Source organism: Luteibacter sp. SG786, assembly GCF_011759605.1.
In the GTDB taxonomy this organism is placed as follows: Bacteria; Pseudomonadota; Gammaproteobacteria; order Xanthomonadales; family Rhodanobacteraceae; genus Luteibacter.
Map to the genome: position 1 here is coordinate 199115 of NZ_JAAOYX010000003.1, position 16597 is coordinate 215711.

Consider the following 16597-nt stretch of genomic DNA (forward strand, 5'->3'; position numbering starts at 1 on the left):
AGTCATCCGGCAGGAGCAGAACAGGATGCCCAGGGCGCTGGTCATCGAAGACGACGAGGTCACCGCGCGCGACATTGTCGCGGAACTGCGTGCGCACGGCCTGTCCACCGACTGGGTGGCCGACGGCCGCGAAGGCCTCGCTCGCGCGCTCGCCGACGGCTACGACATCGTCACCCTGGACCGCATGTTGCCGGGCATGGACGGCATCGACGTCGTGTCTGCGTTGCGCCAGCGCGGCGTGGACACGCCCGTGCTGATGATCAGCGCGCTTTCCGACGTGGATGAGCGCGTGCGCGGCCTGCGTGCGGGCGGCGACGATTACCTCACCAAGCCGTTCTCTCCGGACGAGCTCGCGGCCCGCGCCGAGGTGCTGTTGCGCCGGCGTCGCCAGGGTCCGAACGAGACGCGCCTGCGCGTGGCCGATCTCGAACTCGACCTGGTCCGCCACAACGCGCAACGCCGGGACCAGGAACTGACGCTGCTTCCCACGGAATTCCGGCTGCTGGAATTCCTGATGCGGAATGCCGGGCAGGTAGTGACGCGGCAGATGATCTTCGAACACGTGTGGGGCTTCCATTTCGATCCGGGCACGAACGTGATCGACGTCCATATCGGCCGGCTGCGCCGCAAGATCGACGGCGCAGGCCATTCGCCGCTCATCCGTACCGTTCGCGGCTCGGGATACGTCCTTGCGCCCGCTGACTGACGCCTGGCGTTCCGCCACCTCGCGCCTGATCATCATCTATGGCGCGTTGTTCGCCATCTGGTGCGTGGTGCTCCTCGGCATCGTGCAGTGGGAAACGTCGCGCTACCTGTCCGGCGTGATCGACCAGATGCTGGCGTCGCGCGTCCACTATCTGGAAGGCACCGCACCGCGGGACATGCGCGCCACCGTCGACGCCGCCAGCCGGATCGACGTGCAGGGCGCCATGTGGATGGGGCTGTTCGACGCGCAGGGCCGCCACCTTGCCGGCAACATTGCCGCGCTGCCGAAGGGCCTGGACGAAGACGGCATGGCCCGGTCGATCGACGCCAGTCTCGACTCTCCCACGCGCAAGGGCAGCACCCGCGTGCGGGGGCTTTCCCATGAACTGCCCGATGGCACGCGCCTTGTCGTGGCGAAGGAAAGCACGACCATCGACGGTGTCGGCACGATCATCCGTCGCGGACTCCTGTGGGGCCTCTCCCTCACGCTGATCCCCGGGGTGCTTGGCGGCGTGCTGATCGCGCGCGGGCCTGCCCGGCGTATCCGAGCCATCCAGCAGGCGATGGAGCCCATTCGCGAGGGGGACCTGAGCGTTCGCCTTCCGGTGAGCGGCATCGGCGACGAAGTGGACCTCCTCGCGGAAACCGTCAACGCCACGCTGGCCGAGATCGAACGTCTCCTCGGCGAAGTGAAGGGCGTGACCGACAACATCGCCCACGATCTACGAACGCCGCTCACCCGGATGCGCACGCGTCTGTACCGGTTGCAACAGGTATTCGAGTCGCGCCCGGAGGGCGAGCAACTCGATGCATGCGTCAGTGAGATCGACACCGTGCTGGCGCGCTTCCGCGCATTGCTTCGGGTGTCCGAACTGGAAGACAGGCAGCGCAGCGCCTGCTTCGAGAACATGGATCTGGGCAGCGTCCTGCGGAATGTGCATGAGTTCTATGCGCCCGTTGCCGAAGACCGCGGGCAGCGATTCGACCTGGAACTTGGCCGACTGCCGCCATTGCGCGGCGATCCGCAACTGTTGTTCGAGGCATTCGCCAATCTCGTCGGGAACGCGATCAAGTTCACGCCCGACGGCGGCACCGTGCGTCTCGTCGCATCCACCGGCGACGACGGCGGCGCCCGCGTGGATATCGCCGATACCGGGCCAGGCATTCCGCCGGACGAGCGCGAGGCCGTGTTCCGCCGCTTCTATCGCAGCGACGAGACACGGTCCAAGCCGGGGTGCGGCCTTGGCCTCGCCATCGTGAGTGCCATCGTGCGCCTGCATGGGTACTCGCTGTCGGTGGGCGGCAGCGATCGCGGCGCGGTCTTCACGGTCACCTGTCCCGCCAGCGCCTAAATAAATATTAACTACGCCGATGGCGTGCCGCGGCGCAAAATTCGCGCCGACGCAAACACGCCTCGGAATCCGTCCCCCATGATTGGCATCGTCCGGATCGCGCTCACGCGGCCGTATACCTTCGTCGTCCTCGCGCTGTTGATCCTCATCGTGGGTCCGCTCTCGGCGTTGCGCACGCCGACGGACATCTTCCCCGACATCAAGATTCCCGTGATCGCCGTGGTCTGGCAGTACACCGGGCTTCCCCCCGACCAGATGGCCGGCCGTGTCTCGTCGCCGTTCGAGCGCGTGCTCACCACCACCGTCAACGACATCGAGCACATCGAGGCCAACTCCCTCCAGGGCTTCGGCATCGTGAAGATCTTCTTCCAGCCGACCGTGGACATCCGTACGGCGAATGCGCAGGTGACAGCGGTAGCGCAAACCCTGCTGAGGCAGCTGCCGGCCGGCACGACGCCGCCCCTAATTCTCAACTACAACGCCTCGACGGTGCCGATCATCCAGCTGGCGCTCTCGGGCAAGGGGCTCACCGAACAGAACCTGGCGGATCTGGGTCAGAACATCATCCGGCCGCAGCTGGTGTCCGTGCCCGGCGCTTCCATTCCGTACCCCTTCGGGGGCAAGACGCGTCAGGTGCAGATCGACATCGATCCGCAGGCACTGCAGGCGCGGGGACTCTCCGCGCAGGACGTCGCCAACGCGCTGGCCGCGCAGAACCTCATCACGCCGGTGGGAACGCAGAAGATCGGCCGCTACGAATACACGTTGCAGCTCAACAACTCGCCTTCGGATATCGACGAGCTGGGCAATCTGCCGGTCAAGGTGGCCAACGGTGCCACCGTATACATACGCGACGTGGCGCAGGTGCGCGACGGCTCGCCGCCGCAGACCAACATCGTGCACGTGGACGGCAACCGCTCGGTGCTGATGACGGTGATGAAGAACGGCTCGGCGTCCACGCTGGCGATCATCGCCGGCATCAAGCAACGCGTCGCGGAGATGAAGGACGCGCTGCCGGAAGGCCTGACCATCTCGCCTATCGGCGATCAGTCGCTGTTCGTCAGTGCGGCCATCGAGGGTGTGGCCCGCGAAGGCGTGATCGCCGCGGCGCTCACCAGCCTGATGATCCTGCTCTTCCTCGGCAGCTGGCGCTCCACCGTCATCATCGCCACGTCGATTCCGCTGGCCATCCTCGGCTCGATCGCCGCGCTCTCCGCCATAGGCGAGACGATGAACATCATGACCCTCGGCGGCCTGGCGCTCGCCGTCGGCATCCTGGTGGACGACGCCACGGTGACCATCGAGAACATCAACTGGCACCTGGAGCAGGGCAAGGATGTCGAAACGGCGATCCTCGACGGCGCGGCGCAGATCGTGACGCCTGCCTTCGTGTCGCTGCTGTGCATCTGCATCGTGTTCGTGCCGATGTTCTTCCTGGAGGGTGTGGCGCGGTTCCTCTTCGTGCCGATGGCCGAGGCGGTGATGTTCGCGATGATCGCGTCGTTCATCCTCTCGCGCACCCTGGTGCCGACGATGGCGAAGTACCTGCTGAAGCCGCACAGCCATGAAGACCCGCACGGAGAGCACGGTACCGTTTCGCGCAATCCCCTCGTGCGCTTCCAGCGCGGCTTCGAGAAGCGTTTCGAGAGCGTTCGCGCCAGCTACCACGTGCTCCTGGAGATGGCGCTGCTCCATCGCAAGGTGTTCACGATCGGGTTCCTCGGTTTCGTGCTGCTGTCGTTCCTGCTGGTGCCGATGCTCGGCCGCAACTTCTTCCCGTCGGTGGACGGTGGCCAGATCCTCATGCACGTGCGAGCCCCGATCGGCACGCGCGTTGAGGAGACCGCCCGCCTGTTCGCCGAGGTGAACGAGGCCGTGCGCAAGGTCATTCCCAAGGAGGACCTTGGCACCGTGGTCGACAACATGGGCCAGCCGATCTCGGGCATCAACACGGCGTACAACAATACCGGCACGGTCGGATCGCAGGACGGCGACATCCAGATCGCGTTGAACGAAGGGCATGCGCCCACGGCCGACTACGTGCGCACGTTGCGTGAGATATTGCCACGCCAGTTCCCGGGCGCCACGTTCTCCTTCCCGCCCGCGGACATCATCAGCCAGATCCTCAACTTCGGTTCGCCCGCGCCCATCGACCTGCAGATCCGTGGCCCGAACGTGTCTGCGAACTTCGCGTATGCCAAGCGCCTGCTGCGCGAGATTCGCCGTGTGCCGGGCGTCGTGGATGCACGCATCCAGCAGTCGCAGGCGAACCCCGGCTTCAATGTCGACGTGGATCGCAGCCGCGCGCAGCAGGTGGGCATCACCGAGCGCGACGTGACAACGAGCCTCGGCGTGAATCTCGCCGGCTCCAGTCAGGTGGCGCCGACGTTCTGGTTGAATCCCAAGAACGGCGTGTCGTATCCCATCGTGATGCAGACGCCGCAATACCGCATCGACAGCCTGCCCGACCTGGAGAACGTGCCGATCAGCCCCAGCACGGGAACCGCGGGTGCGCAGATCCTCGGCGGCTTCGCCACGCTGTCCCGCACGGCCACCAGTTCCGTGGTGAGCCAGTACAACATCAATTCCATGGTCGAGATCTTCGCCACCACGCAGGATCGCGACCTCGGCGCGGTCGCGTCCGACATCCAGAAGATCGTCGACGCAAACCGGAAGTTCCTGCCCAAGGCCTCCAGCACCGCACTGCTGGGCCAGGTGCAGACGATGAACAGCGCCTTTTCCGGCCTCATCCTTGGCCTGCTAGGCGCCATCGTGCTCATCTACCTGCTGATCGTGGTCAACTTCCAGTCGTGGAGCGATCCGTTCGTGATCGTGACCGCGCTGCCGGCCGCCATCGCCGGCATCGTCTGGATACTCTTCGCCACGCACACCACGCTCTCGGTCCCCGCACTCACCGGCGCGATCATGTGCATGGGCGTCGCCACGGCGAACTCGATCCTGGTGGTGAGCTTCTGTCGCGAGCGTCTTGCCGAGCATGGCGACGCGGCCAAGGCCGCGCTCGAAGGCGGCTTCGTGCGCTTCCGCCCTGTGCTGATGACCGCGCTGGCGATGATCATCGGCATGGCGCCCATGGCCCTGGGTCTGGGCGAAGGCGGCGAGCAGAACGCACCACTGGGTCGTGCCGTGATCGGCGGACTGGTCTTCGCCACCACCGCCACGCTGTTCTTCGTGCCCATCGTCTTCAGCATCGTCCATGGCCGTCGCGGCCACCCGTCTTCCAACCCGGCGAACGTTTCCGGAGAGCCCGTCCATGTCGCCTGATACCCTGCACCAACCCCCGCCGCGTCGCCTTCGTCTCGCGGCAACCATCGCCGCCATCGTCGTCATCGCCATCGTCGTGGCCGGCGTGGCGACGCGCGCAAACGACTCGCGCAAGCTGCGCGACTGGACCGACGCCCAGGCCGTGCCCACCGTCAACGTGGTGTCGCCGGAGAGCAGCCAGGGTGGTGGCGAGCTGGACCTTCCCGGTCGGCTCCAGGCCTATGCGCGCGCACCGATCTTCGCCCGTACGAGCGGATACCTGAAGTACTGGAAGGCCGACATCGGCCAGAAGGTGAAGGCCGGCGACCTGCTCGCCGAAATCGAGACGCCCGATCTGGATCAGCAACTGCTGCAAGCCAAGGCCGACCTGGCCAGCGCTCGTGCGAACGAGGCGTTGGCCCTCACCACCGCGAAGCGCTGGCAGGCGATGCGCGATTCCGACTCCGTGTCGCGTCAGGAAGTGGACGAGAAGACCGGTGACTACGAGGCGAAGCATGCGCTTGCACAAGCAGCGCAGGCGAATCTCGAACGGATCCAGGCGTTGAAGGGATTCGCGAAGCTGGTCGCTCCGTTCGACGGCGTCGTCACCGCGCGCGAGACCGATGTCGGCGCGCTGATCAACGCCGGTGGCGGTGGTCAGGAGCTGTTCGTCGTGTCCGACGTGCACAAGCTGCGCATGTACGTGAACGTGCCGCAGAACTACGTGCCGTCGATTCGCGACGGAGCCACCGTGAAACTCACGGTGCCGGAATACCCGGGCAAGACGTTCTCGGGCACGGTCGAAGCGACGTCCGCCGCGATCAACGCGGCCTCCGGCACCACCCTGGTGCAAGTCTCGGTCGACAATTCGGACGGCAAGCTGCTGCCCGGTGGATACGCCAGCGTGACCTTCGATCTTCCGGCCGATGCCGCACTGCTTCGTGTACCGGCGAGCGCGCTCGTCTTCGACGACAAGGGGCTGCGTGTCGCCACCGTGGACGGGCAGAACAAGGTGGCCTTCAAGGTGGTCACCATCGCGCGCGACTTCGGCAAGACGGTGCAACTCGGATCGGGCATCGCCGCAGGGGATCGGCTCATCGAAAGCCCGCCCGATGGCCTCGCGGACGGCGATACGGTGCGCGTGAACGCGCCCAAGGCGGATGGCGACCATGCCAAGGCGTGACGCATCCCAGGGGGCCATGCTTTCCATGCTTCTGGCCGGCGGTCTTTCCGCCTGCTCGCTGGCGCCGGCATACAAGACACCCGACGTGCCGACGGCCGCGCAGTACGCCAATGCCGACACTCCGTGGACCGAGGCCAAGCCTGCGGATCAGCTGGATCGGAACGGCTGGTGGAAGCTCTACGGCGACGCGCGCCTCGACGACCTGCAGACGAGACTGGTGGCGAACAATGCCACGCTCGCGGCTGCACTGGCGCACTACGAACAGTCCGAAGCCTTCACCCGGCAAGTGCGTTCGGGCCTGTTCCCCCAGGTTGGCCTGAACGCCAGTGGTCAGCGCAATCGCGAATCCGACACGCGGCCGCTGCGTGGCGCGACATCGCCGAGCAACTACAACGCCTACACCATCGGCGCGCAGCTCGACTACGAGGTGGACCTCTGGGGCCGCGTGCGCGACAGCGTGGCTGCCGGCACGGCGGAGCAGGCGGCCTCCGCTGCCGACCTCGCCTCCGTGCAGCTGAGCCTGCAGGCGCAGCTTGCCGACGATTACCTTCAGCTCAACGGATTCGACCGGCAGATCAAGGTGCTGAACGAGAGCATCGATGCGTTCACGCGCGCGCTTTCGCTTACGCAGTCCCGCCACGACGGCGGTATCGCTTCGGGCCTGGACGTGGCGCGCGCGCAAACGCAGCTTTCGAATGCGAAGTCGCAGCTCACGCAGGCCCAGGCGCAACGTGCCCTCGTGCTGCACGCTATCGCGGTACTCGTCGGCGACTCCGCGTCGAACTTCTCGCTGGCCACCGACGACGGGCAGGTGAAGGTGCCCACCATTCCTCTGGCGGTGCCGTCGGCGATCCTCCAGCGCCGTCCGGACATCGCCGCCGCCGAACGGCGCACGGCCGCTGCCAATGCCCGCGTGGGCATCGCGCGGTCGGCGTTCTTTCCGCAGTTGACGCTCGACGCGCAAGGCGGCTGGCAGAGCGACCGCTGGGCAAACATCCTGACGGCACCGAACCGCTTCTGGGCCATCGGCCCCACGGTGCTGCTCAATGTCTTCGACGGTGGCCGCCGCAAGGCGGCTGTGGAACAGGCGAAAGCCGCCACCGACGAAGCCGGCGCGCAATACCGCTCCGTGGTGCTCGATGCCTTCGCGCAGGTTGAGGACAACCTCACCTTGCTGCGCGATCTCGGCACGGCACTGGTAGACCAGCGCGCCGCCGCCGACGCGGCGCAACGTTCGGTGGACTTGTCGCTCAATCGCTATCGCGAAGGCGCCGTCGGGTATCTCGACGTGGTACAGGCGCAGACGGCGGCCCTGGACGCGCGACGCAGCGTGATCGACCTCGAAACGAGGCAGCTGCGCGCAAGCGTGCAACTCGTCCGCGCACTGGGCGGCGGTTGGCACGCGTGACTTTGCGAAACAGCTGACGCAAGAAGGGGCCTTGCGGCCCCTTCGTTGTCATCGTTGCGCTGCCTGAATGTTCAGAGCTTGGCGCCGATCAATGCCTCAAGCTTGCGCTGGTCGGCGGCAAACTTGCGGATGCCGTCGGCAAGCTTGTCCGTGGCCATGGCGTTCTCGTTGTGGCCCCAGCGGAACTTGGCTTCGTCGATCTTCGCCTGCGCCGGTTCGCGGCGGCCGCTGTCCTTCAGCGCGATCGGCAGCGGTGCGTCCGTTTCGTCGAGCTGCTTCAGTAGTTCGGGCGAAATCGTGAGCCGGTCGCAACCGGCCAGCGCCTGGATCTGGCCGATATTGCGGAAGCTGGCGCCCATCACCACGGTTTCGAAGCCGTGCAGCTTGTACCAGTCGTAGATACGACGCACGGACTGCACGCCCGGATCTTCCTCGGGAGCGTACGTCTTCTTGTCGGTGTGCTCGACGTACCAGTCGAAGATGCGGCCGACGAACGGCGAGATCAGGAACACGCCGGCCTCGGCACAGGCGACGGCCTGTTCGAAGCTGAAGAGCAGCGTGAGGTTGCAGTTGATGCCTTCCTTCTGCAGTTGCTCCGCCGCGCGGATGCCTTCCCACGTGGAAGCCAGCTTGATGAGAATGCGCTCGCGCTTGATGCCGATATCTTCATAGAAACCGACGAGGCGGCGCGCCTTCTCGATCGAGGCATGGGTGTCGAACGAAAGCCGGGCGTCGACCTCGGTGGACACGCGGCCGGGAACGATCTTGAGGATCTCGCGGCCGATCAACACGGAAAGACGGTCGCTCGCGTCGGTAAGCTGGCTGTCGCGGCTGTTGCTCTGCGACTTTGCCCAGTCCACGGCCTCAGTGATGTAGCCGGCGTACTCGGGAATGCCGGCGGCCTTCAGGAGCAGCGACGGGTTGGTGGTTGCGTCCTCCGGCTTGTACTTCTGCATGGCGGCGATGTCGCCCGTGTCGGCGACGACGGTGGTGAACTTGCGGAGCTGCTCGAGTTGGCTGGTCACGTTGGGGGTTCCGTTACCTGGTAAGAGGTCTATTGTCGCGCCGAACGCGGAGCAAATGTAGGCATCCATACGTTTCGGTTCAGAGATATCCAACAGGTGTGAGCAAGATGTGCGCGATTCAACCGCGACATCGGGGTCAATACAGGTCGATCGGGTCCACGTCGAGCGACCAGCGGACCTTGCGCGCGGCCGGCAGCCCCGCGAGCGCCTGTCGCCATGCGCGCAGGAAGGCATGCAGGCGCGCGCGCGCGCCGGCTTCCACCAGCAACTGCCCGCGATGGCGGCCTGCCCGAAGGGGCATGGGCGCCGGCATGGGGCCTGCCACGCGCAGGTCGCCCGGATCGCCGATGGCGGCATGGGCCTGGGCGAGGAACTCGTCCACCTCGGCACGTCCCAGCGCGTCCGCGCGCAGCAGCACCTGGTGGGCATACGGTGGCAGATCCAGGAGATGGCGTTCCTCGAGCAGGCCCTCGGCCACGGCGGGATAACCGCCGCGAAGGAGGGCGTGCAGCATCGCGTGGTCGGGGTGGTGTGTCTGCAGGAGCACGCTTCCGGGCTTGCTGGCTCGCCCGGCCCTGCCGGCCACCTGGACCACCAGTTGGGCCAGTCGCTCGCCCGCGCGGAAATCCACGCTGTGCAGCCCCTCGTCCACCCCGACGATGGCGACCAGCGTGAGGTTCGGCAGATCATGACCCTTGGCCAGCATCTGGGTACCGACCAGGATCGCCGGCTTGTCCTCGCGCAGGCCGTCGAGGATGTCGCCGAAGGCATCGCGCCGCCGCGTCGTCTCGCGGTCGATGCGGACGACGGGAACCTCCGGGAAGCGCTCGGCAAGCGCCTCTTCCAGGCGCTCCGTGCCCTGGCCCTGGGGACTGAGGTTCGCCGAGCCGCAGGCGGGGCAGGCCGATGGCACCGGCATCGTGTTGTCGCAGTGGTGGCAGACCAGCCTCCGCCGGCCCGCATGCAGGGTCATGGGCCGTTCGCAGCGTGGGCAGTCCGCGTGCCAGCCGCAGTCGTGGCACAGGAGCACGGGGGCGTATCCACGGCGATTGCGGAAGACGAGCGCCTGTTCGCCGCGTTCGACGCAAGCGGCGACGGCGTGCACGAGGGTGGGCGACAAACCGTGGTCGAGCCTTTGCGCGCGCATGTCGACGATCTGGACCCGGGTGGGCTGCGAGGCACCGGGGCGCGCTCGCAGCACCAAACGTGTGTAGCGGCCGGCCTGCACGTTGGCCAACGTTTCCAGCGACGGCGTCGCCGAACCCAGCACCACCGGCACGCCCAGCGTGCGCGCCCTGAACACAGCCAGGTCGCGCGCGTGGTAGCGGAATCCTTCCTGTTGCTTGTAGGACGGGTCATGTTCCTCGTCCACGACGATGAGGCCTGCGTGAGGCAGCGGGGTGAACACCGCGGAGCGTGTTCCCAGGACGACGCGAGCGCTGCCGTCGCGTGCCCTGAGCCAGGCCCGTGCGCGCTCGCCTTCGGCAAGGTTGGAATGCAGCACCTCGACGGCCACGCCCAGGCGCTCGCGAAGCCGGCGGACCGTTTGCGGCGCGAGGCCGATCTCCGGTACCAGCAGCAGCGTTTGCCGTCCTTCCGCCAGGGCCCGCTCGATCAGGGCGAGATAGACCTCGGTCTTGCCGCTGCCCGTGACGCCGTCCAGGAGGTAAGGACGGAACGCGCCGAACCCCTGGCCGATCGCGGCGACGGCGGCGGACTGCTCGTCGCTCAGGGCGGGGCCGGGTGCGGAAGACGGGGGCAGGGCGGCTTCCCCGAGCTCGATCCGCTCGACCAGGCCGCCTTCGAGCAGCCGGCGGGCGGCCGCGCGCCAACCGGGCAGGGCCGCCGTCAGGTCGTCGGCGGCCCGTGGCCCATGGCGGAGCGCGTCGAGGAGCGCAGCGGAACCGCCCTTGCGGCTTCCTGCGTCGAGTGCCGAGCGCCCCTGGACAGTGAGCGCCCAGGCTTCGATCCCCGTCGCGGGCAACGGCCGGGGCTCGCGCAGGGCCAGCGGCAACGCGTTGGCGAAGGCCTCCCCCGGTGCGCCCGCCCAGTAGTCGGCCGCCCAGGCAAGGGTCGCCATCAACTCGTCGTCGAGGAGGGGGAAGGGGTCGAGGACCTCGGCGACCCGCTTGAGCCTCGTCGCGCCGACGGCGGCCTCGGCCGCCGGGTCGATCACCACGCCCACCATTTCCCCGCGCCCGAACGGCACCCGCACTCGCGCGCCCGTCCGCGCCTCGCCGTCCAGGGGAGGCAGGTAGTCGAAAAGGGTCGGCAAGGGCACCGGAAGGGCGACGCGGACGACGGCGTTCATGCGGATCCTAGTTTATAGGGAGATGCCGATTCCGCTGGTCAATCATTGACCACTGGCACATGGGTTTGCCTGCAAGTGACGTGTACGGCGGGAGGAAGAAGCTGTAAGTGCCCGCGCCGTGACCGCTTTCCATGTTATCCACAAGTGCTGTGGATAACTCTGTGGATGAGCCTCGGATGGGGGGCATCCAAGGCGCATGGTTGGGCCGTTCCGGTTAGCTTGGGTACATTTTAACCAAGCTGAAATGTGCCATGATTTCAATAACTTGCAGATGGGTCGAGGAAAATCGTCACCGGCTCTGCATTTTGTCTTGACAAACGCGAAGGGGCCCCGCCGCCTGTGCACAACCGCCCGCCGCTTAGGAATAAATCCTAGTGCGCTGCGCCAATCAGGGCTGCGACCGACAGGGCGAAAAGCAGCAGCCAGAAATAGACGCTGCCTATCAGCCAGTATTTCAGGAGGGTCATGGGCCAGCCTTGGCGATACACCCTTTTCTGCATGATCAGCAGGTATACCGGCATCCACACCCACATGGCCGCCTGCACCAGTCCGATCGCCTTGCCCGCCAGTGCCACGTGGGGCTCGATCGCATGTTTCGCGAAGCCCAGCAGCATCAGCCCGAGCAGGGAGATGAAAAGGAAGGCGTGACTGTGCAGGGCGACGATCACGTGCTCCATGTACAGGCGGCGCTTGAAGACATAGAACAGCTTCAGGATGAGCGCGAACACCGGGATCATCACCAGCAGCGTCTGCGGCAGCACCGAGAAGAATCCCTCGATGATGCGGCGGATCGCCTCGCTCTTGCCGGGACCGCCATCCATCACCTGGGCGATGTTGGCCTTGAAATGCGCGATGCCCAGGGCCAGGCGCCGGGTCATCACGTCCGGTAGCCAGGCGATGTCGACGGTGGTCGGCCGGGAGAACCAGCTGTCCTCGTCCGCCTTGCGTGGCGCGAGGCCCGTTTCCGCGTTGGTGCCCGGGGCGATGGGCTCGGCCTTCAGTTCGGCCAGACGGCGGTTCGCGGCGTCGCGCACCACCTGCTGGCTCAAGCCGATGGCGGCCTTGGCAGCGTCGGGCACGTTGGGCTCTGCCTTGGCAGCGTCCAGTTCCTCCATCTGTCCCTGGTAGATCTTGCGCACCTCGTCGGCGGTGTCCGCCGCGTGCAGCGCAGCCACGTCGTCCTTCGCCGGCTTGGCACCGTAGAGACCTTCGTCCAGGTGCGTGTCGCTGATCGCCAGGTGCATGAAGAAGAAGGCGAGCAGACAGAAGACGAACATCAGCCTGAAAGGAGCGATGTAGCGCACCCGGCGGCCGGAGAAGTATTCCAGGGTGAGGAAGCCGGGCTTGGTGTACAGCGGCGGCAGGGTATGGACGATGCGTTCGTCCATGTGGAAGAAGAGGTCGCCGGCGTCCTCCAGCATGTGCGACACCGGCTTGATCACGCTCCGGATCGACTGGCCGCAGGCATGGCAGAACTCGCCCTGCAGCGCTTCGCCACAGTTGGCGCAAAGCAGGCCTGGCGACGGCGTCAGTTGATTCATCGCTTCTTCCCCCGAGATTTTCCCCTTTCGGCTGCGGATGATGGCACGGCAACCGCTACAATGGGCGGCCATCCATCGACTGCAGTTCCATGACCATCGACCGCGCCCGCGCGCGTCGGGAGATCGGCGCCACCATGCGGCTGGCCCTGCCGATGATCGTCGCGCAACTTTCCGCCATCGGTACCAACGTGGTCGATGCGGTGCTCGCCGGACATCAGGCCGCGCACACGCAGGCGTCGGTCGTGACCGGCGCCAGCATCTGGGTGCTCGCCATCGTCACCGGCATCGGCACGATGATGGCCGTACCCCCGACGGTGGCGCAGCTGGACGGCGCGGGACGCCGCGGCGAAGTGGGGCCGGTATTCCACCAGGCCCTGTACATCGCGTGGGTGCTGGGTGTGCTGCTAGGCATCGGGGTGTGGCATGCCTCGCCCCTGATGGTGCTTTTCGGCGTGGTGGAATCGATGCGCCCCGACGTGGAGGCATTCCTGCACGCCATCTGCTTCGCGGCCCCCGCGCTCACCACGTATTTCGCATTGCGCGGCCTGTCCGAAGGCCTGTCGATGCCGCGGCCGTCCATGTACTTCAGCTTCGGCGGCCTCGTTCTGCTGGCGCCGCTGGGCTACGTGTTGATGTACGGAAAGCTCGGTTTCCCCGTCATGGGCGCGCGCGGCAGCGGCATCGCCACGGCGGTGGTGCTCTGGGCGGAAATGCTCGGTTTCGCCACTTACGTGCTGAAGCACCGGAACTACCGCGACCTGAACCTGCGCGGGCGCCTGGCGAAGCCCGATCTCCGCCAGATCGGCCCGTTGCTGCACATCGGACTGCCGATGGCGGTCACCCTGCTCATGGAGGCGGGACTCTTCGTCGCCGTGGCGCTGCTGATCGGCCGCCTCGGGGAAACGGTCACGGCGGGCCACCACGTGGCGCTGAACGTGGCGTCCGTCGCCTTCATGATCCCGCTGGGCCTGTCGATGGCGATCACCGTGCGCGTGGGCAACGCGGCGGGACGGCGCGACGCCGCGGGCGTGCGCTATGCGGGCCTTTCCGGTATCGCGCTGGTGCTCGTCACACAGCTCGTGTCATCCGGCGTCATGCTGGCCTTCCCGGAATCGATCGCGCGCCTCTACACGAGCGATGTCGGTGTCATCGCGATGGCATCGCAACTGCTCGTGCTGGCCGGCTTCTTCCAGTTCTCCGACGGCATCCAGGTGGCGTCGAACGGTGCGCTGCGTGGGCTCAAGGACACCCGCGTGCCGATGGGCATCACCCTGTTCGCCTACTGGGTTGTGGGCATGCCGGTCGGCTGGTGGCTGGCGTTCCACCGGGACATGGGCGCGCGAGGCATGTGGATGGGCCTGATCGCCGGGCTCAGCATGGCCGCGATCCTTCTTTTCGCAAGGTTCTGGCGCAGCAGCGCGAAAGGCGATTGGCGGAACGATCCCTGACCGCGCCCTCCATGCCATTCCACACGTGATACCAACGGTCCAACGGGTTACGCTGCGCACAGTCCCGAAGGAACCGCCTAGATGTCGGATCGCTACGACGCCGTGCCGCCGCCCCTGCCACACCGCCCGCTACCCGTTCCCCCGCCGCGCCGGCGTGGCGGCTTTGGCCGCTTCATGCTGAGCCTCGGTCGCGGTTTGAACATCACCCGGCTGGTGATCATCAACGCGATCTTCTTCGGTCTTCTTGCCGTGTTCCTGCTGCTCTTGTTCCTCGGTGGCCGGGCCGGCCAGGTGGACGACCGCACCGTGCTGGTGCTGGCGCCGGAGGGCGCGCTGGTGGAGCAATACAGCGCCGATCCGCTGTCGCGCGCCATCGGCCGCATGACGGGCGACGGCGTGCAGCAGGTGCAGGTGCGCGACCTCGTCCGCGCCATCGACAGCGCGGCCACGGACGACCGCATCAGCCGCATCGTGTTGCGCCCCGACAAGCTGCAGGCCGGCGGTTTCGCGGCGCTGCGCGAAGTCGGTGCGGCGCTCGACCGCTTCCGCAAGGCCGGCAAGCCCGTGCTGGTCTGGGCCGCCAGCCTGGAGCAGGGCCAGTACTACCTGGCCGCGCACGCCGACAAGATCTACATCGATCCCCAGGGCGGCGTCATGGCCGTGGGCCTCGCCAACTACCGCCTGTTCTACAAGGACATGCTCGACCGGCTCGGCGTGCAGGTGCACCTGTTCCGCGTAGGCCAGTTCAAGAGCGCGGCGGAGCCGTTCATCCTCGACCATGCCTCGCCCGAATCGAAGGAGGCCGACACGTACTGGCTGGGCGGCCTGTGGAACACCTGGATCGACGAAGTGGCACGCATGCGCCACCTCGACCCCGCCGTGTTGCGCGCCGACATCGACGGTCTGGCCGAGCGCGTGCGCGATGCGAAGGGCAGCCTCGCCCAGCTCGCGGTCGACGAAAAGCTCGCCGATGGCATCGCCACCGAGCAGCAGTTCGTGAAGATGCTTCGTGAGGAGGGCGTGCCCGCCGGGAAGAAAGACCAAGGCTTCCGTCAGGTCGACCTGGCGTCGTACGTCGCCACGCAAGGCCTCTCCACCGTCGACATGCTGCAGACGGGGCCGGGTGTCGCCGTCGTGGTGGCCGAGGGCGAGATCGCCGGAGGCAAGCAGGCGCAGGGCCGCATCGGCGGCGAATCCACGGCCGCCCTTATCCACGCCGTGCGCCTGGATCGGCGCACCAAGGCTCTGGTACTCCGCGTGAACTCGCCGGGCGGCGAGGTCTACGCCGCCGAGCAGATCCGCCGCGAGGTGGAACTCACCCGCGAGGCGGGCATCCCCGTGGTGGTGTCGATGGGCGACGTGGCCGCGAGCGGCGGCTACTGGATCTCGATGAACGCCAACCGGATCTACGCCGAGCCCAACACCATCACCGGTTCGATCGGCATCTTCGGCATGTTCTTCACCGTGCCCGACACCCTCGCCAAGATCGGCGTGAAGAGCGACGGCGTTTCGACGAGCCCGCTGGCGGGTGCGTTCGACATGACCCGGCCGCTCGATCCGAACGTGGGGGTGCTGATCCAGAGCATCATCGACAAGGGCTACCGCGACTTCGTCGGCAACGTGGCGAAGGCGCGCGGCAAGGACTTCGCAACCATCGACGCGATTGCGCAGGGCCGCGTATGGACGGGCCAGCAGGCCCTGGATCGCGGCCTCGTAGACCGCCTCGGCAGCCTCGACGACGCGATCCGCGACGCAGCGGAACAGGCTGGGCTGGGCAAGAGCTTCAACGTACGGTACGCGGAGAAACCCATGGGCGCGTTCGAGCGCTTCCTCACCAGCATCGGCGACAGTTCCGAAGCGCGGGTGGCGATGTCGTGGGGCCTGCGCCTGCCGTCGTGGGTGGCTGAACTGCCGAAGCTGGCGCCGGAGTGGTCGCTGTTCCGCAATGCCGAGGCAGGCAAGCCGCACGTGTACGCCTACTGCTTCTGCTCTCCCCGCTGACGGGTGCCCGAGAGCCGCCACGGCGGCTCGTTCGGGTCATTGCGTCTGGGCGTCGATATCCTTCGCCTGAGCCTTAGCCTGGGCGTCGACGGTCTTCTGCACGTCTTGCGCCTTCTTCTTCTGCGCCTCCAGCGAATCCCAGGGCGTCTCGGCCCTGGCCTGGGGCGTTGGCGGCTCGTGCGGCTGCGGCGGTTTCGAGCAGGCGGCGCAAACGCCGATCAGAACAAGCAGCGGAAGGTAGCGGGCCATGTCGTGTCCTCCGGTATCGGCGCCGAGTCTGGTCCGGATGGCGATCCCGTGCAATCGGCGCGGACACATCCGGCGTTCGATCCCTTACGATCGGCGTAACGCACGGAGATGAC

General features: G+C 66.8%; 11 protein-coding genes. 7 read left to right on the top strand and 4 right to left on the bottom strand.

Annotated elements, in window-relative coordinates; all coding sequences use genetic code 11:
• The first annotated feature begins 25 nt into the window (after nt 1-25).
• The 5 genes from FHS47_RS16785 to FHS47_RS16805 all read left to right on the top strand — a co-directional run bounded on the left by FHS47_RS16785 (nt 26) and on the right by FHS47_RS16805 (nt 7909).
• Nucleotides 26-706 (top strand): response regulator transcription factor, encoded by a 681-nt coding sequence (locus FHS47_RS16785; protein WP_167030769.1) that lies wholly within the window; start codon nt 26-28, stop codon nt 704-706.
• A complete protein-coding gene (locus tag FHS47_RS16790) occupies nt 690-2057 on the top strand; it encodes a HAMP domain-containing sensor histidine kinase (RefSeq protein WP_208382098.1) in 1368 nt (455 codons plus the stop codon). Before FHS47_RS16785 ends, FHS47_RS16790 begins: the two co-directional genes overlap by 17 nt.
• Nucleotides 2058-2135: 78 nt before the next feature.
• Entirely contained in the window at nt 2136-5339 is a 3204-nt protein-coding gene (locus tag FHS47_RS16795) for an efflux RND transporter permease subunit (RefSeq protein ID WP_167030772.1), read from the top strand.
• Entirely contained in the window at nt 5329-6501 is a 1173-nt protein-coding gene (locus FHS47_RS16800; RefSeq protein WP_167030775.1) for an efflux RND transporter periplasmic adaptor subunit, read from the top strand. The genes FHS47_RS16795 and FHS47_RS16800 overlap by 11 nt, the downstream gene beginning before the upstream one ends.
• A 16-nt stretch (nt 6502-6517) precedes the next feature.
• On the top strand, nt 6518-7909 hold the full coding sequence (locus FHS47_RS16805) for an efflux transporter outer membrane subunit (protein WP_208382099.1): 1392 nt from the start codon (nt 6518-6520) through the stop codon (nt 7907-7909).
• 71 nt (nt 7910-7980) lie between these two features.
• Here FHS47_RS16805 and tal read toward each other — a convergent pair whose 3' ends face one another.
• The 3 genes from tal to FHS47_RS16820 all read right to left on the bottom strand — a co-directional run bounded on the left by tal (nt 7981) and on the right by FHS47_RS16820 (nt 12786).
• Nucleotides 7981-8934 (bottom strand): transaldolase, encoded by a 954-nt coding sequence (gene tal / locus FHS47_RS16810; RefSeq protein ID WP_167030781.1) that lies wholly within the window; start codon nt 8932-8934, stop codon nt 7981-7983.
• 136 nt (nt 8935-9070) lie between these two features.
• A complete protein-coding gene (locus tag FHS47_RS16815) occupies nt 9071-11245 on the bottom strand; it encodes a primosomal protein N' (RefSeq protein ID WP_167030784.1) in 2175 nt (724 codons plus the stop codon).
• Between the two features lie 371 nt (nt 11246-11616).
• A complete protein-coding gene (locus FHS47_RS16820; RefSeq protein ID WP_167030788.1) occupies nt 11617-12786 on the bottom strand; it encodes a DUF3667 domain-containing protein in 1170 nt (389 codons plus the stop codon).
• Between the two features lie 89 nt (nt 12787-12875).
• Here FHS47_RS16820 and FHS47_RS16825 point away from each other — a divergent pair, with 89 nt between their 5' ends.
• Together FHS47_RS16825 and sppA are read left to right on the top strand one after the other, a co-directional pair.
• Complete coding sequence (locus FHS47_RS16825; protein WP_167030791.1) at nt 12876-14234, top strand: MATE family efflux transporter; 1359 nt, start codon at nt 12876-12878, stop codon at nt 14232-14234.
• 81 nt (nt 14235-14315) lie between these two features.
• Nucleotides 14316-16235: a signal peptide peptidase SppA gene (gene sppA / locus FHS47_RS16830; protein WP_167030794.1), complete on the top strand. Its 1920-nt coding sequence runs from the start codon at nt 14316-14318 to the stop codon at nt 16233-16235.
• A 36-nt stretch (nt 16236-16271) separates the two neighbouring features.
• Here sppA and FHS47_RS16835 read toward each other — a convergent pair whose 3' ends face one another.
• Entirely contained in the window at nt 16272-16484 is a 213-nt protein-coding gene (locus tag FHS47_RS16835) for a hypothetical protein (protein ID WP_167030797.1), read from the bottom strand.
• Nucleotides 16485-16597: the final 113 nt, after the last annotated feature.

Coding starts and splice junctions, on each gene's coding strand:
- FHS47_RS16800 (WP_167030775.1), top strand. CDS start 5,329: ATGTCGCCTGATACCCTGCACCAACCCCCGCCGCGTCGCCTTCGTCTC.
- FHS47_RS16805 (WP_208382099.1), top strand. CDS start 6,518: ATGCTTTCCATGCTTCTGGCCGGCGGTCTTTCCGCCTGCTCGCTGGCG.
- FHS47_RS16785 (WP_167030769.1), top strand. CDS start 26: ATGCCCAGGGCGCTGGTCATCGAAGACGACGAGGTCACCGCGCGCGAC.
- FHS47_RS16825 (WP_167030791.1), top strand. CDS start 12,876: ATGACCATCGACCGCGCCCGCGCGCGTCGGGAGATCGGCGCCACCATG.
- sppA (WP_167030794.1), top strand. CDS start 14,316: ATGTCGGATCGCTACGACGCCGTGCCGCCGCCCCTGCCACACCGCCCG.
- FHS47_RS16835 (WP_167030797.1), bottom strand. CDS start 16,484: ATGGCCCGCTACCTTCCGCTGCTTGTTCTGATCGGCGTTTGCGCCGCC.
- FHS47_RS16820 (WP_167030788.1), bottom strand. CDS start 12,786: ATGAATCAACTGACGCCGTCGCCAGGCCTGCTTTGCGCCAACTGTGGC.
- FHS47_RS16815 (WP_167030784.1), bottom strand. CDS start 11,245: ATGAACGCCGTCGTCCGCGTCGCCCTTCCGGTGCCCTTGCCGACCCTT.
- FHS47_RS16795 (WP_167030772.1), top strand. CDS start 2,136: ATGATTGGCATCGTCCGGATCGCGCTCACGCGGCCGTATACCTTCGTC.